The sequence below is a fragment of the Pseudochrobactrum sp. B5 genome, assembly GCF_001939785.1.
GTDB lineage: Bacteria > Pseudomonadota > Alphaproteobacteria > Rhizobiales > Rhizobiaceae > Pseudochrobactrum > Pseudochrobactrum saccharolyticum.
Window position 1 is genome coordinate 167241 of sequence record NZ_MOYL01000005.1, and the last position, 21062, is coordinate 188302.

At 51.2% G+C, this 21062-nt stretch carries 23 protein-coding genes and 1 pseudogene; 14 read left to right on the forward strand and 10 right to left on the reverse strand.

Translation table 11 applies throughout. From position 1 onward, the window contains the following. The first annotated feature begins 27 nt into the window (after positions 1–27). The 3 genes from BKD14_RS14960 to BKD14_RS14970 all read left to right on the forward strand — a co-directional run bounded on the left by BKD14_RS14960 (position 28) and on the right by BKD14_RS14970 (position 3111). A complete protein-coding gene (locus BKD14_RS14960) occupies positions 28–792 on the forward strand; it encodes a creatininase family protein (RefSeq protein WP_075657164.1) in 765 nt (254 codons plus the stop codon). Between the two features lie 172 nt (positions 793–964). Then, the gene (locus tag BKD14_RS14965; protein WP_075657042.1) at positions 965–2134 is read left to right on the forward strand and encodes a GTP-binding protein; all 1170 of its coding nucleotides are present in this window, start codon (positions 965–967) and stop codon (positions 2132–2134) included. Positions 2135–2136: 2 nt separating this feature from the next. Continuing rightward, a complete protein-coding gene (locus tag BKD14_RS14970; protein WP_075657043.1) occupies positions 2137–3111 on the forward strand; it encodes a WD40 repeat domain-containing protein in 975 nt (324 codons plus the stop codon). Positions 3112–3251: 140 nt separating this feature from the next. On the opposite strand, the pseudogene BKD14_RS14975 reads toward BKD14_RS14970, so the two are convergent. Further along, positions 3252–4163: pseudogene (locus tag BKD14_RS14975) on the reverse strand (alpha/beta hydrolase); the annotation flags it as partial. A 234-nt stretch (positions 4164–4397) separates the two neighbouring features. On the opposite strand from BKD14_RS14975, the gene BKD14_RS14980 reads away from it, so the two are divergent. After that, a complete protein-coding gene (locus BKD14_RS14980; RefSeq protein WP_075657045.1) occupies positions 4398–5435 on the forward strand; it encodes a DUF4105 domain-containing protein in 1038 nt (345 codons plus the stop codon). A gap of 145 nt (positions 5436–5580) precedes the next feature. On the opposite strand, the gene BKD14_RS14985 is transcribed toward BKD14_RS14980, so the two are convergent. Beyond that, a complete protein-coding gene (locus tag BKD14_RS14985) occupies positions 5581–5928 on the reverse strand; it encodes a RidA family protein (protein WP_075657046.1) in 348 nt (115 codons plus the stop codon). 288 nt (positions 5929–6216) lie between these two features. On the opposite strand from BKD14_RS14985, the gene rpmH reads away from it, so the two are divergent. The 5 genes from rpmH (at position 6217) to argB (ending at position 10568) form a co-directional block, all read left to right on the forward strand. After that, a complete protein-coding gene (rpmH, locus tag BKD14_RS14990) occupies positions 6217–6351 on the forward strand; it encodes a 50S ribosomal protein L34 (protein WP_022712486.1) in 135 nt (44 codons plus the stop codon). An 80-nt stretch (positions 6352–6431) separates the two neighbouring features. Further along, on the forward strand, positions 6432–6734 hold the full coding sequence (rnpA, locus tag BKD14_RS14995; RefSeq protein ID WP_051139099.1) for a ribonuclease P protein component: 303 nt from the start codon (positions 6432–6434) through the stop codon (positions 6732–6734). 202 nt (positions 6735–6936) lie between these two features. Then, positions 6937–8787, forward strand: coding sequence for a membrane protein insertase YidC (gene yidC / locus BKD14_RS15000; protein WP_075657047.1), 1851 nt, complete (start codon positions 6937–6939; stop codon positions 8785–8787). Positions 8788–9018: 231 nt separating this feature from the next. Beyond that, positions 9019–9621 carry a ribosome biogenesis GTP-binding protein YihA/YsxC gene (gene yihA / locus BKD14_RS15005; protein ID WP_225688545.1) on the forward strand — a complete coding sequence of 201 codons (603 nt, stop codon included), beginning with the start codon at positions 9019–9021 and terminating at the stop codon, positions 9619–9621. A gap of 59 nt (positions 9622–9680) precedes the next feature. After that, a complete protein-coding gene (argB, locus tag BKD14_RS15010) occupies positions 9681–10568 on the forward strand; it encodes an acetylglutamate kinase (protein ID WP_075657048.1) in 888 nt (295 codons plus the stop codon). Between the two features lie 164 nt (positions 10569–10732). On the opposite strand, the gene BKD14_RS15015 is transcribed toward argB, so the two are convergent. Then, positions 10733–11638: a DMT family transporter gene (locus BKD14_RS15015; protein WP_075657049.1), complete on the reverse strand. Its 906-nt coding sequence runs from the start codon at positions 11636–11638 to the stop codon at positions 10733–10735. Between the two features lie 251 nt (positions 11639–11889). On the opposite strand from BKD14_RS15015, the gene BKD14_RS15020 reads away from it, so the two are divergent. Both BKD14_RS15020 and BKD14_RS15025 read left to right on the forward strand, forming a co-directional pair. Then, positions 11890–12588, forward strand: a complete 699-nt coding sequence (locus BKD14_RS15020) for a pyrimidine 5'-nucleotidase (protein WP_022712481.1) — start codon at positions 11890–11892, stop codon at positions 12586–12588. Between the two features lie 12 nt (positions 12589–12600). Then, complete coding sequence (locus tag BKD14_RS15025; protein ID WP_139316443.1) at positions 12601–13479, forward strand: DUF817 domain-containing protein; 879 nt, start codon at positions 12601–12603, stop codon at positions 13477–13479. Between the two features lie 51 nt (positions 13480–13530). Here BKD14_RS15025 and BKD14_RS15030 read toward each other — a convergent pair whose 3' ends face one another. Then, entirely contained in the window at positions 13531–14370 is an 840-nt protein-coding gene (locus BKD14_RS15030) for an LOG family protein (protein WP_022712479.1), read from the reverse strand. Positions 14371–14747: 377 nt separating this feature from the next. On the opposite strand from BKD14_RS15030, the gene dapD reads away from it, so the two are divergent. Next, complete coding sequence (dapD, locus tag BKD14_RS15035; protein ID WP_075657051.1) at positions 14748–15602, forward strand: 2,3,4,5-tetrahydropyridine-2,6-dicarboxylate N-succinyltransferase; 855 nt, start codon at positions 14748–14750, stop codon at positions 15600–15602. Positions 15603–15673: 71 nt separating this feature from the next. Here the strand turns inward: dapD and BKD14_RS15040 are convergent, their stop codons facing one another. The 3 genes from BKD14_RS15040 to BKD14_RS15050 all read right to left on the reverse strand — a co-directional run bounded on the left by BKD14_RS15040 (position 15674) and on the right by BKD14_RS15050 (position 16564). After that, positions 15674–15889, reverse strand: coding sequence for a hypothetical protein (locus BKD14_RS15040; RefSeq protein WP_075657052.1), 216 nt, complete (start codon positions 15887–15889; stop codon positions 15674–15676). A gap of 121 nt (positions 15890–16010) precedes the next feature. After that, positions 16011–16226, reverse strand: coding sequence for a hypothetical protein (locus tag BKD14_RS15045; RefSeq protein WP_075657053.1), 216 nt, complete (start codon positions 16224–16226; stop codon positions 16011–16013). Positions 16227–16348: 122 nt separating this feature from the next. Beyond that, positions 16349–16564, reverse strand: a complete 216-nt coding sequence (locus tag BKD14_RS15050; protein WP_022712475.1) for a hypothetical protein — start codon at positions 16562–16564, stop codon at positions 16349–16351. A 417-nt stretch (positions 16565–16981) separates the two neighbouring features. On the opposite strand from BKD14_RS15050, the gene dapE reads away from it, so the two are divergent. Beyond that, complete coding sequence (dapE, locus tag BKD14_RS15055) at positions 16982–18166, forward strand: succinyl-diaminopimelate desuccinylase (protein WP_175576123.1); 1185 nt, start codon at positions 16982–16984, stop codon at positions 18164–18166. Positions 18167–18236: 70 nt separating this feature from the next. Next, positions 18237–18842, forward strand: a complete 606-nt coding sequence (locus tag BKD14_RS15060; protein WP_075657055.1) for a hypothetical protein — start codon at positions 18237–18239, stop codon at positions 18840–18842. Here the strand turns inward: BKD14_RS15060 and truA are convergent. The 3 genes from truA to fmt are packed head-to-tail and all read right to left on the reverse strand — an operon-like array spanning position 18837 to position 21052. Further along, positions 18837–19592, reverse strand: a complete 756-nt coding sequence (gene truA / locus BKD14_RS15065) for a tRNA pseudouridine(38-40) synthase TruA (RefSeq protein ID WP_075657056.1) — start codon at positions 19590–19592, stop codon at positions 18837–18839. The genes BKD14_RS15060 and truA overlap by 6 nt on opposite strands. Beyond that, positions 19593–20120, reverse strand: a complete 528-nt coding sequence (locus BKD14_RS15070) for an N-acetyltransferase (protein WP_075657057.1) — start codon at positions 20118–20120, stop codon at positions 19593–19595. Then, positions 20117–21052 carry a methionyl-tRNA formyltransferase gene (gene fmt, locus BKD14_RS15075; protein WP_075657058.1) on the reverse strand — a complete coding sequence of 312 codons (936 nt, stop codon included), beginning with the start codon at positions 21050–21052 and terminating at the stop codon, positions 20117–20119. The genes BKD14_RS15070 and fmt overlap by 4 nt, the downstream gene beginning before the upstream one ends. Positions 21053–21062 lie beyond the last annotated feature (10 nt).

Consider the following 21062-nt stretch of genomic DNA (forward strand, 5'->3'; position numbering starts at 1 on the left):
ACCAGCGAGGCTCTCGTAACTGAGCCGCTGCAGGACACTATTCCTGAAAATCTCATTGCTGTCTTACCGCTGGGTGCCCATGAGCAACACGGACTTCATCTGCCTTTTGAGACAGACACGATTATCGCCGAGGGCATAGCTGCCCGTCTGGCAGAAAATCTGCCGGAGCATATTACCGCGCGCTTTCTGACAACTGAGCCGGTTGGCTATTCTGTTGAACATATGGATGTGGAAGGCAGCCGTACGCTGGCTTTTTCTGAAGCAGTGAACCGCTGGATCGGCATCGGTGAAAACCTCTGTGCCGCCAATATCCGTAAGCTGGTTATCCTCAATGCCCATGGCGGCAACTCCCCTTTGGCGACCATCGTCGCCACAGAATTGCGCGCACGTTTAGGCATGCTGGCCGTGGCAACCCACTGGACACGGTTCGGCATACCGGAAGATCTCATCAGTGCAGAACAAAAACACCTTGATATCCATGCAGGCTATATCGAAACCTCTGTCATGCTGGCCTTGGCACCGGAGCTTGTGCAGATGGATAAGGCGCAGAATTACATCAATGAACAGGCAAAATTCATTGATGAGTTTCAATATTTGCGTGCCTATGGCCCGCACGCTTTTGGCTGGATGATGAGCGATCTGAACAAGCAGGGTGCCGCCGGCAATGCTTTACGCGCCAATGCGCAAGATGGCGAGAAAATCATCGCTCATGCAGTGAGCGGCCTGACCGGCCTGATGGATGATGTCCACCGGTTTGATATCTCGGTCTTTGGGCAATCGCCTGCACTCTGAAAACTGAGAACAATCACACCGAGGTGATTGCTCTATATAACTAGTCTGTTCTATAGAATTACGGTTTCGCAATTCTTATATGCACAAAGATTTCAACACACAGACCGTTTCGGCTCCCGCCATCACCTGTCCGATCCGGTAAAAATTCTGACAATGAAGAGGCACTCTACCCATGAGCGATAGCCCTGTAGCAGATCAGGTTGCGACTGGCGCAACCACACTCCCTAAAATTCCGGTTACCGTGCTGACCGGCTATCTCGGCTCCGGCAAGACCACCCTGCTCAACCGTATTCTCAGCGAAAACCACGGCAAACGCTATGCTGTCATCGTTAATGAGTTCGGTGAAATCGGCATTGATAATGATCTCATCGTCGAGTCCGACGAAGAAATCTATGAAATGAACAATGGCTGCATTTGCTGCACCGTGCGCGGCGACCTGATCCGCGTGGTTGAAGGTCTGATGCGCCGTCCGGGTCGTTTTGATGCGATCATTGTGGAAACCACCGGCCTTGCCGATCCGGTACCGGTTGCCCAGACATTCTTCATGGATGATGATGTGCGTGCCAAAACCCAGCTTGATGCTGTGGTCGCCCTTGTTGATGCCAAACATCTGCCGCTACGTCTGAAAGACAGTAAAGAAGCCGAAGACCAGATCGCTTTTGCCGATGTGGTTCTGCTCAACAAGACCGATCTGGTTAATGCGCAGGAACTTAGCCATGTCGAAGCGACAATCCGTGCCATCAATCCGCATGCAATTATTCACCGTACCCAGCGCGCAGAAATTGATCTGACGAAAGTTCTCGATCGCGGTGCTTTTGATCTCCAGCGTGCGCTGGAAAATGATCCGCATTTCCTCGATCATGATCATCCGGATCATGTTTGCGGCCCTGACTGCGATCACGACCATGGGCATCATCACCATGACCATGGGCATCATCACCATGACCACGGACACGACCATCACCACCATCATGATCACGACCATAGCTGCGGCCCAGATTGTAATCATGACCATGGGCATGACCACGGCCATGCTTCAGCGATCCACGATGTAACGGTTATGTCCGTATCCTTGCGCACCGGCGAGCTGGATGCTGCGAAATTCTTCCCGTGGATTCAGAATGTAACGCAGGTTCAGGGGCCGGATATTCTGCGCCTCAAAGGTATCATCGCTTTTGCCGGTGACGATGACCGCTATGTGGTACAGGGCGTGCATATGATTATCGAAGGCGATCACCAGCGTCCGTGGAAGCCGGACGAAAAGCGCGAAAGCCGTCTGGTCTTTATCGGTCGTAATCTGAATGAGCAGGCACTGCGTTCCGGCTTCGAGAAATGCAAATAACCATGCCGACGATTGCCCCTATTGATCTGGGAAGCCACTGCCTAAAAGCCGGCTTCCTCAATGATAATGCCTATTATGCACTGGCCGATGGTACACTTCATTGGCTGGATGAAGCGCATAAAACTGTCACTATGCATGACGGTTTGCTCTGCGTTGCACCAACGGCTGACAATAAAGCCCTGATCACCGGCGGTGAAGACGGACGCATCTGTCAGACTGACGAAAAAGGCAATGTGCAGGAACTGGCTGTTTTGCCGCGCAAATGGATCACTGCGGTTGCCAGTGGCCCTCATGGTGCAGTGGCCTATGCTTCCGGCCGTACCGCATGGGTGCGTGAAACCAATGGCAAAACCACCGAATTTGCCCATGAGCGCAGTGTTGAAGGCGTTGCCTTCGCACCCAAAGGTCTTCGCCTCGCCATTGCCCGTTATAATGGCGCGACATTACATTGGGCAGGCACTGCCGGCAAACCGGTTGATCTGGAATGGAAAGGCGCACATACCGGTGTGATCTTTTCACCGGACGGTCGTTTTCTGATCACCACCATGCAGGAAAATGCTCTGCATGGCTGGCGTCTGGAAGATAACCGCAATATGCGCATGACCGGTTATCCGGCCAAGGTCAAAGACTGGTCATGGAGCCCTAAAGGCAAATGGCTGGCCACTTCCGGTGCTCCTGCGGCAATCATCTGGCCATTCGCAGGCAAAGACGGTCCGATGGGCAAAGCGCCGCTGGAACTTGGCCTGCGTGGTGACACAATGGTTACAGCCGTTGCCTGTCATCCGGTCGAGGATATCGTGGCTGTCGGCTATCAGGACGGAATGGTACTGCTCTGCCGCTTTGCCGATCAGAAAGAAGTGCTGCTGCGTCGTCCGGGTAAAGGCGCCATCAGCTCAATGGGCTGGGATAAAAACGGTACGCGCCTCGCCTATGGTGCGGAAACCGGTGATTGCGGTCTGATTAATATTCAGTGGTAACAAAGAAAAAGCGGCTTCAGAGCCGCTTTTTTTTAAAACATCTAAGATCGAAATTACTTCTTCGATTGTTCCAGTGCCTGCTCGCTCTGAGTGGCCGGTTCCTGTGCTTCCGGCAGGGCTTTCAATTTATCCGTTTTGTCTTTGGCCTTTATCGTCACAGCCTGCGACATTGCAGGTGCGCCATCCGGCCCCTGCCCCGAGAGCCATGCAGTCACCAGCGACACGTCTTTCGCGCCGATCATATGACCGGCCTTCACCACGCGCGCATCCACTTTTGCACCGCTGGTACGCAGCAAGTCCGAGAGTGCGGGCGCAAAAGGCGCATACATCTTGTCATCGGCGCCGGTCACAACGAGCACCTTAGCTTTACTCAGATTAGCTGTCGGTGTCTGATCCAGCACCGGCATAGAGCGCATCAGAACAGCTTTTTTCACCAGATCAGGATGCAATATCATTGTGGCGGCCAGCAGATTGGCACCATTGGAATAGCCGACAAAAGTGGTGCGGCTCAAATCAATCTGATCGTCTTCAGAGAGTTTGGTCAGGAAACTGACAAAAGCATCCGCTTCATTACGCACATCTTTCTGGTCGAATTTTACCGGCGTAATGCGGGCATACCAGCGTGTGCGGCCTTCCTGCAAAACCCGTCCGCGGATACCGAGCAGCGTGGCACGCGGCCAGACTTCCTGCGCAAACGGCACAAGACTGGTTTCATTACCGCCGGAGCCATGCAGCAGGACAATCGTTTCACCGCTGCCGTTTTCCGGCTTGGTAAAGTGATAAACAAATTTCTGACTGCGGGAAATTGCCTCTTTTACCACCTTGCTCACATCTTTCGCTGCTTCAGCAGCATCCGCTTTAGGATTACGCATGGTCAGCCCCGCGCCTGTGGCTGGTGTCATTATATCTGATTTCTTCATAAATGCTGCATTACCGGAAGCTGTTTCAGCACGGGACGGCGCCTCCTGCGCAAGCACAGCCTGCGGCAGAAACGAGATCAGCATAGCTGCCACAGTGGCAGAAGCGGAAAAAGAGAATAATTTGTTTACCATAGGAGAAGTTTTGCCGGACAAATATTAAAATAATCTAACAAGTCGGTAAATTGATGCATTGCGTGCCTGTAAAGGCGCATTTTACGGAGAGTTGCAATTCTGGCAAGCTCAAAACAGGCCACTCTCTAAATCTCAATCGCGGCGAAAACATGCCATCAATAATTATTTTAACTTCATGCCGCATAATAAAAATCTTCAACAGATATTCCGCCTCATCAGCAATACCGGAACCAAATGACATATAAACCAGCTCTGGTCTTCTTAGCACTTCTGGCTCAGGCTTTTTTCAGTCTGGTTCTGATTATCATCACCGTCTGGGGCAGTCTTGCACTCCATTATCAGCTGACAGAATCGCGCCTTCTCACTTATGCTGCAATCGGCATATGGGTGCTGGTTGCGTTGGCAGCACTCAGCACACTCTGGTTCACCGACCTGCAACATTATCGCAGAGCCGCATTTATCAGCTTTGCAATCCTGTTCGCAATTTTGCTGATCTGGTGGCACGGCATCAAACCATCGCTGAACCGCGACTGGGCACCGGAAGTCGCACAAACAGTCACCGCCGAGTATAATGGCGATGTGGTGCGGCTCGATCATATCCGTGATTTTGACTGGCGTACGGAAAAGGATTTTACCGTTAACTGGAAAAGTGCCGATTATGATCTGAGCCAGATTAAAAGCGTTGACCTGTTCTTGTCCTATTGGGCAGGGCCAGCGATTGCCCACACATTGGTCAGTTTCGGATTTGAAGACGGGAGACAGGTCGTTTTCTCCGCAGAAATCCGTAAAAAACGCGGACAAGCCTTCTCTGAAATCGGCGGGTTCTTCAAAGATTTTGAGCTGGCAATGATCGCGGCAGAAGAAAGCGACATTATCTATCTGCGCACCAATGTGCGCGGTGAGCATGTCTATCGCTATCACGTGGATATTGAACCGGAACAAGCACGGCAGCTTTTCAGACTATATACTGATACAGCCAACCGCCTGAGCAAAGAAGCCGGTTTCTATAATACACTGACCGCCAATTGCACGACCGTTGTCTTCGACATGGCAAGAATACTCGACCCGTCGATCGCACTTGATTATCGTGTGCTGCTCTCCGGCTATCTGCCAGAATATATGTTTGAAAAACAACTGATTGTAACGGCTGAGACCAATACGCAGTCAATGCGTCTCAATGCGGATATCAGTGCGCAGGCAAAGGGCAGCCGCGAAGGCTATTCACAACGTATCCGCACTATGGCCGTGCCTCAGGCTCAGGCGGCAGAATAAAACACCGGTGCCGCAGCCAACAGCCTGCGGCACCGGAAAAACCAGAGCGTGTTGCGTTTCATTGAACCCACGGCTCTCGCTCTGTTTCTTTATTTTAACGCATGTCTTTATCCCAAAACCGGTGTCCACTTTTGGGAGACGTGTTTTAGTCTAGAGCAGCAGTTACGATGAACTCTACTTTGTAGCCCGGAGTTGCCAGATGGGCAGAACCGGTTGCGCGTGCCGGTGTGTTTGCAGGATCAACCCATGCTTCCCAAACCGCGTTCATTTCTGCGAAATCTTTCATATCATCCAGCCAGATAATGGTCTGGAGGATTTTGGATTTGTCGGTACCGGCAACAGCCAGCAGACGATCAACTTCAGCCAGTGCAGTTTTGCACTGTTCAGTCACGCTCGCATTTTCTGTGCCAACCTGACCGGCCAGATAAACAGTGTTGCCATGGACAACCGCACCGCTCATACGCTTGCCGGATTCGAAACGCTTAACAGACATAGTTCTTCCTCTCATTGTAAATTCGATAAAGCCTTATAAGCATCAAAGCGCGCCAAGACTATTTGTCAGGGTCAAGAAAACGGAAAACAGCACATATTTTTTCGGAATAATGTGAGCAATCCTTATGCTGACTGAATATTCCGCTCCATTCTTGACTCAAAACCTGCCTGCATCTATAAGCCGCCCCACGTTCAGATATTTTTTGCAAGGTCGTTCATCGACCGCGTCTGAACCAGCTCCTGTTAAAAAACAGATTTAAGAAGGGCCGCACACCGCGGTATTAAACAAATGAAGCGCACATATCAGCCATCTAAACTCGTCCGCAAGCGTCGTCACGGTTTCCGTTCGCGCATGGCTACTCCAGGCGGTCGTAAAGTTATTGCAGCCCGCCGCGCACGCGGTCGCGGCAAGCTTTCTGCATAATTGTTGCTCCGCGTAGAGCGGTGACACAACAAGCAAATAAGCAGACCAAAACACTCCGCCTTCGCAAGAGAGCGGAGTTTTTGGCTGTTCGTAGCGGGGAAAAGCGTCGCGGCAAATATTTCCTTCTGGAAGTAAAACAGCGCGATGAAGCAACCAGCAAACAGGCAAAAACCGGTGAAAACCCGCGTGTCGGCTTCACCGTTACCAAGAAAAACGGCAATGCGGTTATCCGCAACAGAATCCGCCGCCGCCTGAAAGCCGCCGCTGCACTCAATGAGGCCGCAATGGCTCCGCAAACTGATTATGTTATTGTTGCACGCAGGGAAGCGTTAAACGCCCCCTTCAGCGCACTGACCAGAGAGCTCTCAAAGCGGTTTAAATGACCGTTTCTCAAAATAGGCCTGAATTATATTGTCTCAGCGTTCGCTTTTCTGAATGGCTCGTATTATAAGGCAGGCACTTAACTCTGACAGGTATGGGGCATATTCTGCACAGCGCTCTGTCAGCCAGCATATTATACGCTAGGACAGCGCAGCGATTTTGCGCACTTAGCTGTAATGAACTGACAGGAACCAGGACCCGTCAATGGAAAAAAATCGTAACTTCTTTCTCACCATTGGCCTGTCGATTCTGATTCTCACGCTCTGGCAGGTATTCTATCTGGGGCCAAAGACTGAGGCTCAGAGAGAACAGGCACGGATTGAAGCGCAGAATACTCAGAATGCGCAGGCAACATCCGCCAATGGTGCAACATCTGCCAATATCCCGCAGGGCAATGCGCCTCAGGCTGGTATTCCGGGTCAGACAGCAGAGGCTCAGGGAGCAAAACCTGTTACCCGTGAAGCCGCGCTGACTCAGAGCAAGCGTATCAGCATTGATACACCGCGCGTCAGCGGCTCGATCAATACTGTCGGCGCCCGTCTCGATGATCTTTTCCTGAAGGATTATCGCGAAACCGTTGATCCGAAATCCCCTGAAATTGAACTGCTTGCACCATCAGGCGTGAAAAAGGGCTATTTCGCTGAACTCGGCTTCTCCGGCAATGATGCAATCGGCACCGTTCCGGGTCCTGCAACCGAGTGGAATATTGAAGGCAATGACAAGCTCACCCCTTCAACACCGGTAACCCTGACCTATGCCAATGAAAAAGGCATCCAGTTCAAGCGCGTGATCTCCGTGGACGAGAACTATATGTTCGCCGTTGAGGATACGATCACCAACCCGACTGATGCTGCCGTTTCGCTCAGCTCCTATGGCCGCGTAACCCGTTTTGAAAAGCCTGAACATGCCAGCGGTACTTATGTATTGCATGAAGGTCTGATCGGCGTTGTCGGCGATCAGGGTCTGCAGGAAATTTCCTATTCCAAGATCGAAGACAACAAGAACATGCCGCTTGCCAAAGCAACAGGCGGCTGGCTTGGCATTACCGACAAATATTGGGCTGCGACACTGATTCCGCCGCAGAACGAAAGCTTTGAAGCACGCTTCTCTTACTTCACTGACGGCACACCGCGTTATCAGGCTGACTTCCTCAGCGCGCCTGTAACCATTGCCGCCGGTCAGAACGCTGTCATCAAGAACCATGTTTTTGCCGGTGCAAAAGAAGTTGCCAAGATCAAAGAATATGAAGAAAAGCTCGGCATCAAGCAGTTCGAACTGCTGATCGACTGGGGCTGGTTCTACTTCATCACCAAGCCGATGTTCTACCTCATCGACTGGATCTATAAATTCTCCGGCAATTTCGGTGTTGCTATTCTGGTGGTTACCGTTCTGCTGAAAGCCCTGTTCTTCCCGCTGGCCAACAAGTCCTACAAGTCGATGGCCCGCATGAAGATGATGCAGCCTGCGATGCTGGAAATCCGTGAGAAATATGCGGATGACAAAGTTAAGCAGCAGCAGGAAATGATGCAGCTTTACAAGCGCGAGAAGATCAACCCGCTGGCCGGGTGCTGGCCGGTGCTGGTGCAGATTCCTGTATTCTTTGCGCTCTATAAGGTTCTCTATGTCACCATCGAAATGCGTCATGCGCCGTTCTTTGGCTGGATTCATGACCTTGCTGCGCCGGATCCGACATCGCTGTTCAACCTGTTTGGCCTGCTGCCTTGGGATGTTCCTGCATTCCTGATGATCGGTGTATGGCCGCTGATTATGGGTGTCACCATGTTCCTGCAGATGCGCATGAACCCGACCCCGCCGGATCCGACACAGGCTGCAATCTTCACATGGATGCCGATTATCTTCACATTCATGCTGGCTGCATTCCCTGCAGGTCTGGTTATCTACTGGGCATGGAACAACACATTGTCCATTCTCCAGCAGGGCATGATCATGAAACGTCAGGGTGCCAAGATCGAACTTTTTGACAACCTGAAAGGCATGTTCAAAAAGAAAGAACCTGCGGCACCGGCGAAAACCGATAAGCCTGCCAAGAAATAAAACAAACAGAAAAGCCCCCTTTACGGGGGCTTTTTTATATCTGAAGCGCATTGACGGTTGACAAAAGCCACTGAAAGCTCAATGCCATAAAGAACAGTGTTATGTTGCAATGACACGGATATAAGCCACAGGAAGAATTGAGTGACCGAAGCAGAACTGGCCGTCGCAAAAGAAGCAGAGAAATATGCAGCACTTGTTGCCGAGGGTAAGGCTCTCTTCAACAAGCGATGGATTTTTATCCGCGGCGTGCCGTCAATGAAATTTCTGCCGCCGGAAGGCCCTGTTGAAATCGCTTTCGCCGGTCGCTCCAATGTCGGCAAATCCTCGCTGATTAATGCGATTGTCGGCCAGAATGGCTTGGCACGCACATCCAACACGCCGGGTCGTACGCAAGAGCTCAACTATTTCGTGCCGGATGGTTATTCCGGTGAAAATGGTGACTTGCCGCCATTGGCACTCGTTGATATGCCGGGCTATGGTTTTGCTGAAGCGCCGAAATCCATGGTCGATGCATGGACACGACTGGTTTTTGATTATCTGCGCGGCCGCACCACACTGAAGCGTGTTTATGTGCTGATTGATGCCCGTCACGGCATTAAAAAGAATGATGCGGATGTGCTGGATCTATTGGATAAAGCCGCTGTCTCCTATCAGATCATTCTCACAAAAATCGACAAGATCAAGGAAGCAGGCGTCCCGCGCCTGATGGCGGAAACACAGAAAGCGATTGCGCGCCGTCCGGCCGCTTTCCCGCAGATTCTCGCCACATCCTCCGAAAAAGCCATCGGCTTTGATGCAGTGCGCGCTGCGATTGCCCTGCTGACCAAGGAATAGGAACCACGCAAGGTGGTTTCTTTATCACTCACATAACCCTTCATGCCGTGGAGTGCTCCATGACCGCGACAAGCCCTGAAATCCAAGCACAACTCCTCTCAGCCGCCCTGCCCTTCATGCAGCGCTATGAGAATAAAACTGTCGTCGTCAAATATGGCGGTCATGCCATGGGCGATGCGGCATTGGGCAAGGCCTTTGCCCGCGATATTGCGCTGCTCAAACAATCCGGCATCAACCCGATTGTTGTTCATGGCGGCGGTCCGCAGATTGCTGCAATGCTTGGCAAGCTTGGCATTGAATCCCGCTTTGAAGGCGGTTTGCGCGTTACCGATGAAAAGACGGTTGAAGTGGTTGAGATGGTTCTCGCCGGTTCAATCAACAAAGAAATCGTGGCGATGATTAATGCCGAAGGCGAATGGGCAATCGGCCTGTGCGGCAAAGACGGCAATATGGTTTTTGCTGAAAAAGCGCACAAGACCTATCGTGATCCGGATTCCAATATTGAGCGCGTGCTGGATCTGGGCTTTGTCGGCGAGCCGGTTGAGGTTGATCGCACCCTGCTCGATCTGCTTGCACGCTCCGCCGTTATTCCGGTAATTGCGCCGGTTGCACCGGGTCGTGACGGCAATACCTATAATATCAATGCAGACACCTTTGCCGGTGCGATTGCGGGTGCGCTGAGCGCAACACGTCTGCTGTTCCTCACCGATGTGCCGGGCGTTCTGGATAAGAACAAAAACCTGATCAAGGAATTGTCGGCTGCAGATGCACTGGCACTGATTGAAGACGGCACCATTTCCGGCGGCATGATCCCGAAAGTGGAAACCTGTATTGATGCAATCCGCCGTGGTGTGGAAGGTGTGGTTATCCTCAATGGCAAAACCCCGCATTCCGTATTGCTGGAATTGTTTACGGAGCACGGTGCCGGCACACTTATTGTGCCGTAACTAACAATGCACACTTATTGTGCCATGAACTAAAGAGCACGCTTATCGTGTCGTAAACTAAAAGACCTTATAAAAAAATCCCGCAAATTGCGGGATTTTTCTTTGATCATTTCCAGCAAAAGTGGGAACCGGTTTTGCGTAGGATAATGCGTGAAAAAAATGTCTTATTGCCATAATAATAAGAACAGAATGCCGGTAACAATCAGGATACATCCGGCCACTTCCATACGGTTGATCCGTTCTTTGAAAATGAACACTGCCGAGATGAAGGTAAAAACCAGCTCAATCTGCCCAAGCGCACGCACATAAGCCACCTGCTGCAAGGCCATGGCTGTAAACCAGCCCATAGATCCCAGCACGCTGGACAGGCCAACCAGCGATGATGAGCGCCATGATTTCAGCACCAGAACAATTTCATTCTTGTCCTTAATCAGCATCCAGACCAGCATGAAAGCTGTCTGGAATGTCGTCACACAGGCCAAAGTTACCGCTGCCTGCATAATCGGGTTCGGGCCATCCAGCGAAAGCGCTGCGGAGCGATAAGCCACGGCGGAAATACCGAACACACCACCCGAAGCAATACCGATCAAAGCTGTACGGCTGACCAGAGCTTTAAACAAATTGCCCCAGCTCAGCGGCATACGTGCGACTGAAATCAGCATTACGCCCAGCACACCGACAATAATTGCCAGAACGGCACCAGTTGTCAGGCGTTCTCCCAGCAGGATCAGACCAAAGATTGCCGCCTGCACGGGCTCGGTTTTGGAATAGGCCGTGCCCACTGCAAAGTTGCGCAGGGTAAACAAATAAACCAGCATGATAGTGGCGAAGATCTGTGCCAGCCCGCCGACAACACTCCAGAACAGGAATGCGCCGTTAAGTTGCGGCAAAGCAAAGCCCGCAAAGAAATGCAGTCCCAGCACATAAAGAATGGCAACAGGAAAACCATAACCAAAACGCACAAAACTGGCGCCTCTGGTGCCGAGCTTGCCTTGCAGTTTCTTTTGCAGTGTCGTGCGCACATTCTGCATAAAGGCAGCGGCAATTGTAATCGGTATCCAGAGTTCCATGATTATGCAGTGCTTTTCTGTTTTGTAGAAATATATCAGGCTCTGTTTGCCCTGCCCCGCCGCTAATTACAAGCCACCCGCTTTATACCAAGGCGATAAGATGCTGGCGCATCACGCCTTGAAAAAGTTCAATCGCCACTCGGGCTTAACCCAAACCCCATGAGTGATACTCATGGGGTTTGGGTATTAGCGCTTAAGTGCCACAATAAATAAAGGCTGATCTTTACAAAACTTCGTGGCATAACACCTGCATGACCAATTTACCTGAACCGCGCCACTTCGCCCATGTCACTGACTGGGTGTTTGATATGGATAATACGCTCTATCCGCACGACACTAATCTGTTCTCGCAGATTGATGTGCGGATGACATCTTATGTCTCGGAACTGTTGCAGCTGCCACGCGATGAGGCGCGCAAGGTTCAGAAGCGGTTCTATCAGGAATATGGCACCACCCTGAAAGGGCTGATGGAATGTCACAAAATTGACCCTGACGACTTTCTCGCCAAAGTGCATGATATTGATTACACGTGGTTGAAACCCGACCCGCTTCTGGGTGAAGCCATTGCCCGCCTGCCCGGCCGCAAATTCATCTATACCAATGGCGATCGCAAACATGCAGAAAATGCGGCAGCACAGCTTGGTATTCTCGACCGTTTCGATGATATTTTCGACATTGTTGCCGCACAGCTGGTGCCCAAGCCGGAGCGTGCACCTTATGAGCTGTTTTACAAACAATGCGGAATTAATCCGCAAAAAGCAGCAATGTTTGAAGATCTGGCACGCAATCTCACAGTGCCAAAATCCACCGGCATGCGCACAGTTCTGATTGTGCCAAATAATTTTGAACCGGATTTCAGTGAGATTTGGGAAAGCGACCCCGCCTTTACTGACAGCGTGGATTTTGTCACGGATAATCTGACAGAGTTTCTGACTGCGCTGCACCCGTAAATGCATCAACCCGTGCACAGCAAACGCCGTTTCACTTCACTGGAAGCTGTGATCGATGCAGCCGCGCACCGGCTGCTCGATCAGTTACCACAACATGGTCTCTCCGGTGCACTGGTTGAGTTTCTGGTTTTCGGGCTGAAACAGGCATGGGCATGCCTGTTCGGCGGCGTCATGCTCGGGCTGATCATTCTCAGCAAATATCTCTGGGCAGACGGCTCTGCCCTGCCGCAACTGATCACACGCTATGATTTCCTGTTTCTGTCAGCCATCACCATTCAGTTGCTGATGCTGCTGTGCCGCTTGGAAACCTTACGTGAAGCCAAGGTCATCCTGATTTTCCATATTGTCGGTACGGCAATGGAAATCTTCAAAACCCATATGGGGTCGTGGATTTATCCGGAAGAAAATCTGTTCCGTATCGGCGGCGTGCCGCTGTTTTCCGGCTTTATGTATGCGGCAGTAGGCTCCTATATGGCACGGATCAACCGGATTTTTGACATCAGACTGGCAAACTATCCGCCATCACCACTGACTTTTGCACTCGCCACCGGCATTTATATCAATTTCTTCAGCCATCATTATTTACCAGATATGCGCTGGCTGCTTTTCGCAGTCACAGGGCTGATGTTTTGGCGTACCAGCATGCATTACCGCGTGTTCCGTTTTCGCCATCGTATGCCGTTGCTGCTGGCGTTCTTCCTGACTTCCCTGTTCATCTGGATTGCCGAAAATATTGGCACATGGTCACGCGTCTGGCTCTATCCCGGTCAGCATGACCAATGGGTGCCGGTCTCCCTGTCCAAGCTCGGTGCATGGTATCTGCTGATGATTATCTCTGTTGTGCTGGTGACAATTATTCATCCGCCGAAACAGCCGGACGACAGGCAATAAAAAACGCCGGTGCGTTTGCACACCGGCGTTTTAAATTCTCGCGATCAGCACTTACAGATCATAGTGATCTTTCACCACATTCCATGCCTCATCGGCCGTATCCACATAATGGAACAGCTCCAGATCTTCCGGCGAAATTGTGCCCTGTTCGGAGAGATACGGAATATTGATCGCTTTCGTCCAGAACTCTTTGCCGAACAGCACCAGCGGCACACGTTCCATCCGGCCGGTCTGCATCAATGTGAGTGTCTCAAACAGCTCATCCATGGTACCAAAACCACCTGGGAAAACGGCAAAAGCCTTGGCACGGAACAGGAAGTGCATCTTGCGCAATGCGAAATAGTGGAAGTTGAAGCACAATTCCGGCGTGACATAGGCATTCGGCGCCTGCTCATGCGGGAGCACAATGTTCAAACCGATAGACGGCGCACCAATATCAGCGGCACCACGGTTCCCCGCTTCCATCACACCCGGCCCGCCACCGGTGACAACAACGAATTCACGGTAATAGGTTGAAGCCGAATATTCCGAGCAGCGGCGGGCAAATTCACGCGCTTCTTCGTAATAGACGGAATTAGCTTCGAGATTCTTTTTCTGAACTTCGTTTTTCGCAGCCCATGCCTCGCCGCCCGGCTCCGGAATACGCGCGCCGCCGAACAGCACGACAGTCGACTTGATACCGCGCTCTTCCATAATCATTTCCGGCTTCAGCAGCTCAAGCTGCAGGCGGATCGGGCGCAGTTCCCGCTTGGTCATAAATTCCGCATCACTGAATGCCAGCTTATAGGCAGGCGCGCGGGTTTGCGGTGTATCCGGCACCGCAGCGACGCGCTTAACAGTTTCACCGGAATTGCTGAAAGGTGTCCAGCCATCTTTCTCAAGCGGATTCATGCAATATCATCCTGTTGTGGCAGCGACATCAATTATAAAAAAGCAAGCCACTGTTCGTGTTTCCATATTAAGTGTCTGAATCAAAAATCGTCAGGCCGAGACGAAAAGGGTGATTTCGAGAACCGGAACGGAGCGTACCTATTGTACCTGAGTACCGGAAGCCCAGAAATTGCCCTTTGCAGGCCGGCATGGCGACTTTTAGATCAGATACTGAGGCATATAGTGCAAAAGCGGCAATGCCAAGATTGACCATGCTTTGAGCATAGCCTAATCATTTGCCGAAAATATTCCGTAATCTGTATATTTCGTCAGGCATTTCGTCTGAATGACGAAATAAATGCGATTTAATTCCGTTTCAACACCTCAGGAGCAGTAATATGTCCCAGCCTGATCTGTCAGCTCTCGAAAAAATTATCACAAAAGCTTTTGATGAGCGTGACACAGTCTCGGTATCTACCACCGGAGAAATCCGTGATGCCGTCGCACAATCCCTCTTGCTGCTCGATCAGGGTAAAGTACGTGTTGCCGAAAAACAGGCAGACGGTAACTGGACAGTCAATCAGTGGCTGAAAAAAGCAGTTCTGCTTTCCTTCCGTCTTAACCCGATGGAAATCATCAAAGGCGGCCCGGGTGAATCCGTCTGGTGGGACAAAGTCGCTTCCAAGTTTGACGGCTGGGGTGCAGATGAGTTTACACAGGCCGGTTTCCGCGCTGTGCCAAACTGCGTCGTGCGTCACTCCGCTTATATTGCACCAAATGCCATTCTGATGCCGTCTTTTGTCAACCTCGGCGCTTATGTCGGTGAAGGCACGATGGTTGATACATGGGCAACTGTCGGCTCCTGCGCTCAGATCGGCAAGAATGTCCATCTGTCCGGCGGCGTCGGCATCGGTGGTGTGCTTGAGCCGCTGCAGGCTGAACCAACCATCATCGAAGACAATTGCTTTATCGGCGCCCGTTCGGAAGTTGTGGAAGGCTGCATCATCCGCGAAGGTTCGGTGCTAGGTATGGGTGTCTATATCGGCAAATCCACCAAAATCGTCGACCGCGCTACCGGCGAAATCTTCTACGGCGAAGTACCGCCTTACTCAGTTGTTGTTGCAGGTACTATGCCGGGCAAACCGCTGCCAAATGGGGAAGCAGGCCCGAGCCTTTATTGCGCGGTTATCGTCAAACGCGTTGATGAAAAGACCCGTTCTAAAACATCAATCAATGATCTGCTGCGCGATTAAAAGCAGCTTTTCAAAAACAACAAAAAGCGGCGGGCCTCAAGCCCGCCGCTTTTTGTTTGTTATACCGTCAATTAACGACGGGTGCTTGCAGGAGAATGATCGTCAAAGCCGTTAGCAGAACCGTCACTATAGGTTTCAGTCTGTGTGCTGGTTACAGTCGCATTCGCAGTTACGAATGTCTGGTCGGCACCATACAGATTATCTGGAATACCGGCATTTGGATTTTCAGCAAAAGCAGCACCGGCAGTCAGAGTAAGAGCGGCAACAGTCAAAGCAATCTTTTTCATTTTCATATTCCTTCTAAGGCCGGCCATTTTCAACGGATCAGTTGGGAGGTCTGTTCGTCAGACGTTGAAATCCGGCTGTCATTCATAATGTTAATGTTATGCGGAGGAGGTGCCGGCTAAATTAGCCGTTATAGCTGGATGGTGAATTATCACCGAAACCGTGAGCCGAACCGTCTGTAAAGGTTTCAGCCTGCGTGCTTTTCACGGTTGAAGTGGTAATCACAGGTGTCTTGTCATTGCTGTACAGATCATCAGGAATACCGGCATTTGGATTTTCAGCAAAAGCAGCACCGGCAGTCAGAGCAAGAGCGGCAACAGTCAAAGCAATCTTTTTCATTTTCATATTCCTTTTATAGGCCGGTTATTTTCAACGGATCAGTTGGGAGGTCTGTTCATCAGACGTTGAAATCCGGCTGTCATTCATAGTGTAGATGTTATGCGAAGGAGGTACTGGCTAAATTAGCCGTTATAGCTGGATGGTGCATTATCACCGAAACCGTGTGCGGAACCGTCTGTAAAGGTTTCAGCCTGCGTGCTTTTCACAGTTGAAGTGGTAATCACAGGTGTCTTGTCATTGCTGTACAGATCATCAGGAATACCCGCATTTGGGTTTTCAGCAAAAGCTGCTCCGGCAGAAAGAGCAAGTGCAGCAACAGTCAAAGCAATCTTTTTCATTTTCATATTCCTTGTTCAATTTATGTGAACGTGCTTGGGAGAAGCGCCGTTCCGATGACCCTGAGATAGGAGCCATTGTTTAGGATTTCAACTCACATAAATTTTACGAATAAATAAAAATTCTGACACAATCTTTCCTTGAAAAAACAACGAACACATATCAATATAATAAAATCAATAACTTAGCAGTTTAAAAATTCGGCAGATATTTCAATATTCGCTGTATCGTTCTCTAAATAGAGACATTCCGTTCGTTGTATCGTTCCTAATTGATGAACAATAACAGTTTTATCACAATATTATTACCGGCTGTTACAGTGCTGTTTTTGGAATTAGATACCGGCAAATCACAGTGTGACTCATCAAAGATAGATTCCAGATGCGCCAGCTTGCGGCATCTGCTAAGCCTTGTGCATGATGACCACATTTGATCCCGCTGAAAATCTCGCTGCTCTTATCCGCTGCCCGTCAGTTACACCGGCAGAAGGCGGAGCTCTCACAACGCTGCAGGCAATGCTGGAACCGCTCGGCTTCAAAATCGAGCGTCCTGTCTTCACCGAAGAAGGCACGCCGGACATAGAAAATCTCTATGCACGCCTCAAAGGCACAGGCCCGCATCTGATGTTTGCTGGCCATACCGATGTCGTGCCGACCGGTGATCTCTCGCTCTGGAAGCACCCGCCTTTTGCAGCCGTTATTGAGAATGGTGAACTCTATGGTCGTGGCGCAGTCGATATGAAGGGTGGCATTGCCTGTTTTGTTGCCGCAACCGCCCGCTATCTGAAAAAATTTCCGGATCGCAAGCCGAATATTTCTTTCCTGATTACCGGCGACGAAGAAGGCCCTGCAATCAACGGCACAGATAAATTACTGCATTGGGCAAAAGCTAAAGGCGAAAGCTGGGATGCTTCATTGGTTGGCGAGCCAACCAATCCTGACCGCTTGGGTGAAACAATTAAAATCGGCCGCCGTGGCTCTGTCACCGGCACGGTAACAGTGCATGGTACGCAGGGGCACGTGGCTTATCCGCATAATGCGGATAATCCGGTGCGCGGTATTATGGCTCTGCTGAACAGCCTGCTGATACCGGCCTATGATCAGGGTACAGAGAATTTTCAGGCCACAAATCTGGAAATCACTTCGATTGATGTCGGCAATCCGGCAACTAATGTCATTCCGGCAAAAGCAATCGCCTCATTCAATATCCGCTTCAATGACACATGGACAGCCGATACTCTGCAAGACGAAGTTACACGTCGTCTGAGCGATGCTGCACAGGACAATCCGTTCCGGCAGGATAAATCGGTGCCACTTCACTATGAGTTACAGTGGAGCGAACGCCCGAGCCATGTATTTCTGACCCGCAATGACAAGCTGATTGACTCTCTGAACGATGCGATCAAAGCAGTGACCGGCAAACAGGCCACACTTTCCACATCCGGTGGCACATCTGATGCCCGTTTCATTAAAGATTATTGTCCTGTGGTGGAATTCGGTCTTGTCGGCCAGACCATGCATATGGCCAATGAGCGGACGTCACTGCAAGACCTTGAAAATCTCACCGCAATTTACGAAAAATTCCTTGAGGGCTTTTTCGCCTGAGTCATTTTACTTCGGGTGCCTGTCGTGAAAACACAGGCACCTCTTTCGTCGTCACTTATACAGGTTGCCCATGCCCAGTTTTGAAGAGATTCAGTATTATTTCTCCGCAGTCTGGCGCACCATGACCGGCCATCCGGAAGCATTGAATGATCTGAATACGGATGCAGACGGTTTCTGGCGGTCTTTTTATGCAATCCTGATTTCTCTGCCGCCAATGCTGATCGGTTGGGTCGAAATCGCAGCCCGCCTTACAGAAGGAACAGAAGGCAGCGACGCTACAGCATTGCGCCTTATCAATACGGTCAAGCTCGGCGCTATTGATATGATTGTCTGGCTGTTACCGCTGCTGATTATCGGCTTTCTCAGCCGCAGCCTTGGCCTTGAACGCCGTTTTTCTACCTATGTAGTCGCTACCAACTGGACCACCGCGTTATTTGCGTGGATTTATGCCCCGCTTTCATTCCTCAATCTGCTGCTGCCGGATTTGTCTCCGGTCTTCGCAGGCATCGGTTTCGGGCTGTTTCTGGCGACATTGGTGCTGAGCTACAGGCTCACCCGTGCAGCATTGCAACGGCCACATAGTTTCGCCGCGCCATTTTTCATTTCTGTAGTGTTGGGCAGTATTATGCTGACAATCATACTGCAAAATCTGGCAGGTTTTATGCCTGCTCTATAAAATCAGCGGATAATCCGCACCGATCATATAGAGGCCATGGGCAGGTGCCACGACACCGCAGGCTTTACGGTCACGCGCTTCCAGTGCCGCCACCAGATCATCATTGGTCCAGCGGCCTGTCCCCACTTCAGAAATACTGCCAACCAGAGACCGCACCTGATTATGCAGGAAAGACCGCGCAGATGCCCGCACCTCAATCAACTCGCCATGGCGCTGAACATCCAGAAGATCAAGCGTTTTAACAGGGCTTTTGGACTGGCATTGTGTAGAGCGGAATGTCGTAAAATCATGCAGGCCGACAAGCAATTGTGCGGCCTTGTGCATGGCATCCGTATCCAGCTTTTTCGCTACCCACCAGGCACGGCTGGCTTCCAACGCCAAAGGTGTGCGACGATTGATAATGCGGTAAATATAATGCCGTCCCAGCGCACTGAAACGCGCATCAAAATGATCCGGCACTTTCTCGACATTAATCAGAAAGACGCTCTCTTTATCCAGTGCCAGATAGGCATTGACGGCATCGCGCACTTTGGATGCGCCCCAATCTTTGGTCAGATCAACATGGGCTGTCTGTTGAAAAGCATGAACGCCGGCATCGGTACGCCCTGCAGCCCCGATTGAATTGCTGTCACCGCAGAATTTGAAAATCGCGGCTTCAATAGCCCCCTGCACCGTCGGCGCATTATCCTGCCGCTGCCATCCGGCATAGGGTGAACCATCATATTCAACTGTCAGGCGATAACGCGGCACTCAATTTTCTCCGAATGCAGAAGCATAAATCAGTTTACCTTGCAAAGGCGCAAGAGTGGCTGTGTTCGTGAGGTGCTTTGCCTGCAAATATTGAGCCGGATAAACACTCTCAAGTCCGGCAGCATCGGCAACGCTGTAACCGAAGCGCCCGTAATAGGCCGGATCGCCTAAGACAATGCTCAGAACCTCACCTTGCTGAACCAGCAGCTTGTGCGCAGCTTCAACCAGTGTACTGCCCAGCCCCGTCCGCTGCATTTCCGGTGACACAGCAAGCGGTGCCAAAGCAACAGCAGCCAGACGATTGCCGGACTGTTCGACCCATAATCTGGAAAACAGAATATGTCCGGCAATTTGACCGGCAATTTCCGCAACCAGCTCCAGCACAATGTCACCATCAGCGGCCAGCTTGCGCACCAGTGCTACCTCATCAGTCCCGTCAAAAGCAGCGGCAATCACACCATCAATCGTTGAGCGATCTCGCTCTCTGACAGGGCGGATATCCGGCTGCTTGACGGGAGAATGACTCATGGCAGAATTGTACCGGTTGCGAGCTTAACGCCATTGCAGAATTCTGCAGCGCTGACAGCCTTGCCACCCGCTTTTTGCACCAGCGTCAGCGCAATTGCACCCTCACCACAGGCAATCACCAGCTGACCTTCCAGCACCTCACCGGCTTTGCCAGCGCCATCAGCGATCACCGAGCGCAGCACTTTCACGCGTTCAAGCTGACCATTGATTTCCATCTCGCACCATGCCCCCGGAAACGGGCTCAGGCCACGGATACGGTTATGCACGGCCTGTGCAGGTTGCGACCAGTCGATACGCGCTTCGGATTTTTCAATCTTGGAGGCATAGGTCACGCCATCTTCTGACTGCGGGTTGAGCTTCAGGCTGTCACGCTCCAGTGCAGCCATAGCACGCACCATCAGATCGGCACCGGTAATGCTCAAACGATCATGCAATTCACCGCAGGTCATATTCGGAGTGATGGTAATTTTCTCGACCATGGCGACAGGACCGGTATCCAGCCCCTCATCCATTTTCATAATCATCATACCGGTCTCGGCATCGCCTGCCATAATCGCGCGCTGGATCGGCGCAGCACCACGCCAGCGCGGTAGCAGCGAAGCGTGACCATTATAGCAGCCAAGTGCAGGCGCTTCGAGAATAGCCTTTGGCAGCAACATGCCATAGGCAACAACCACAGCGACATCCGCATTCAGATCACGGAAAATCTGCTGCTCTTCTTCGCTTTTCAGGCTTTTCGGGGTGAAAACAGGAATACCGAATTCTTCCGCTTTTTCATGCACCGGCGATTTTGTCAGTTCCAGACCACGACGACCGGCCGGACGCGGCGGCTGGCTATAAACAGCCACAATTTCATAGCCCTGTCCGATCAGCGCTGTCATCACCGGAACAGAAAATTCCGGCGTGCCCATAAACACAATACGTAACGACATAGACTATCCT

Bases quoted from the DNA above. Each gene is read 5' to 3' on its own strand.
- BKD14_RS14965 (WP_075657042.1), top strand. From the start codon at position 965: ATGAGCGATAGCCCTGTAGCAGATCAGGTTGCGACTGGCGCAACCACA.
- BKD14_RS14970 (WP_075657043.1), top strand. From the start codon at position 2,137: ATGCCGACGATTGCCCCTATTGATCTGGGAAGCCACTGCCTAAAAGCC.
- BKD14_RS14980 (WP_075657045.1), top strand. From the start codon at position 4,398: ATGACATATAAACCAGCTCTGGTCTTCTTAGCACTTCTGGCTCAGGCT.
- BKD14_RS14985 (WP_075657046.1), bottom strand. From the start codon at position 5,928: ATGTCTGTTAAGCGTTTCGAATCCGGCAAGCGTATGAGCGGTGCGGTT.
- rpmH (WP_022712486.1), top strand. From the start codon at position 6,217: ATGAAGCGCACATATCAGCCATCTAAACTCGTCCGCAAGCGTCGTCAC.
- yidC (WP_075657047.1), top strand. From the start codon at position 6,937: ATGGAAAAAAATCGTAACTTCTTTCTCACCATTGGCCTGTCGATTCTG.
- argB (WP_075657048.1), top strand. From the start codon at position 9,681: ATGACCGCGACAAGCCCTGAAATCCAAGCACAACTCCTCTCAGCCGCC.
- BKD14_RS15015 (WP_075657049.1), bottom strand. From the start codon at position 11,638: ATGGAACTCTGGATACCGATTACAATTGCCGCTGCCTTTATGCAGAAT.
- BKD14_RS15020 (WP_022712481.1), top strand. From the start codon at position 11,890: ATGACCAATTTACCTGAACCGCGCCACTTCGCCCATGTCACTGACTGG.
- BKD14_RS15030 (WP_022712479.1), bottom strand. From the start codon at position 14,370: ATGAATCCGCTTGAGAAAGATGGCTGGACACCTTTCAGCAATTCCGGT.
- dapD (WP_075657051.1), top strand. From the start codon at position 14,748: ATGTCCCAGCCTGATCTGTCAGCTCTCGAAAAAATTATCACAAAAGCT.
- BKD14_RS15040 (WP_075657052.1), bottom strand. From the start codon at position 15,889: ATGAAAAAGATTGCTTTGACTGTTGCCGCTCTTACTCTGACTGCCGGT.
- BKD14_RS15045 (WP_075657053.1), bottom strand. From the start codon at position 16,226: ATGAAAAAGATTGCTTTGACTGTTGCCGCTCTTGCTCTGACTGCCGGT.
- BKD14_RS15050 (WP_022712475.1), bottom strand. From the start codon at position 16,564: ATGAAAAAGATTGCTTTGACTGTTGCTGCACTTGCTCTTTCTGCCGGA.
- dapE (WP_175576123.1), top strand. From the start codon at position 16,982: ATGACCACATTTGATCCCGCTGAAAATCTCGCTGCTCTTATCCGCTGC.
- BKD14_RS15060 (WP_075657055.1), top strand. From the start codon at position 18,237: ATGCCCAGTTTTGAAGAGATTCAGTATTATTTCTCCGCAGTCTGGCGC.
- BKD14_RS15070 (WP_075657057.1), bottom strand. From the start codon at position 20,120: ATGAGTCATTCTCCCGTCAAGCAGCCGGATATCCGCCCTGTCAGAGAG.
- fmt (WP_075657058.1), bottom strand. From the start codon at position 21,052: ATGTCGTTACGTATTGTGTTTATGGGCACGCCGGAATTTTCTGTTCCG.